Genomic DNA, 1104 nt, shown 5'->3' on the forward strand with positions numbered 1-1104 from the left:
GTGGAAGCTTTTTTTCCTCCGTCGGAAATTTTTTCGAGTCCGTTAACGACCTCCTTGATTTCTTCTTCCATGTGGATTCCTTTGGAAACCTTGCTTTCGAGCAGCTTTTCATCCGCATGGATCAGATTGTCGATCAGCATGGTCAGCCCGCTGACGACAAGCTCAACGATAACGGAAAGCCCCATCGACATGGCTGCATTGAGTGCATATTGCGCTGCGGTCATGGCAACCGTTTTTAGCTTTGCGCCGACAAGCTTGGAACTAAGATTGGTAAGATTGCCAACATTATCTCCGTATCTTAAGGCAAGTGTTTTGGCAGCGTTGCTGGCACCATCCAATTCTATTCTCATGGATTTAAGAGGGTCTTCTCCGTGCTTTACTGCAGAGCTGAATTTTTGAAGCATATCAATGTCTGCTTCATTGCTGACTTCGAATCCACGTAAATATGGCTTGCTAAATTCTGTTAATTGTATTGGAGCTTTATCCAAAAATGTTAAACCAGTTGTGTTATGTGGGGTGACGAACTGGTTTGGCTTATCATAAAAAATAGATTAGGAGGTATTGTCAAATGATTGTGATGAATGTTTGCGAAAAGTGCCATGGAATCTTTGAAAAAAAGGTTAGTATCTGCCCTAAATGCAATATACCATTAATTGATTATGATGATTTTTTGCACAAAGAAGAAAAAGAGGGGGAAAATGTCGGATTGCCCAAATGTCCTGTCTGTGGTTCTTATTATCTAATTAAGAATCCTGCAGGCGGAAGCCCCTATGTCCACCACTCCTTTGCGTGTCATAAATGTGGCTATCGTTTTTAATTAACCAACTGATATGCCAAAGTCCGCGGTACTTCCAAGAGTGTCTTGACACTCGACCGCGGCGCCTGCACCATTAAGTGCAGATCAGACTTTCTCTTACCGGCGCCGCACGCCGGAAGCCCCGTAAAGTCGTTGAACCTTCTCCCGCGCGGCCCCGTCCGCGCGACATTTGTATCCCGCTTTTGCGGGACTTAGGAGCTTGGCTGCGGATTGGGCACACCGCCTACTTCTTAGAGCGTTCGCACCTGCCGTTTCCGGCTATGCTGTCGCAAGGCGGCTTTGGCCCT

2 protein-coding genes are annotated in these 1104 nt (G+C 46.2%); one reads left to right on the forward strand and one right to left on the reverse strand.

Features of this window, described 5'->3' with window-relative positions; translation table 11 throughout:
* A partial coding sequence (locus IAG03_RS14040; protein WP_249320741.1) for a hypothetical protein occupies window positions 1–404 on the reverse strand: 404 nt, incomplete at its 3' end.
* 164 nt (window positions 405–568) lie between these two features.
* Here IAG03_RS14040 and IAG03_RS14045 point away from each other — a divergent pair.
* Entirely contained in the window at window positions 569–817 is a 249-nt protein-coding gene (locus tag IAG03_RS14045; RefSeq protein ID WP_249320742.1) for a hypothetical protein, read from the forward strand.
* Window positions 818–1104 lie beyond the last annotated feature (287 nt).

Source organism: Yeguia hominis (genome assembly GCF_014384705.1).
Lineage (GTDB): Bacteria > Bacillota > Clostridia > Oscillospirales > Acutalibacteraceae > Yeguia > Yeguia hominis.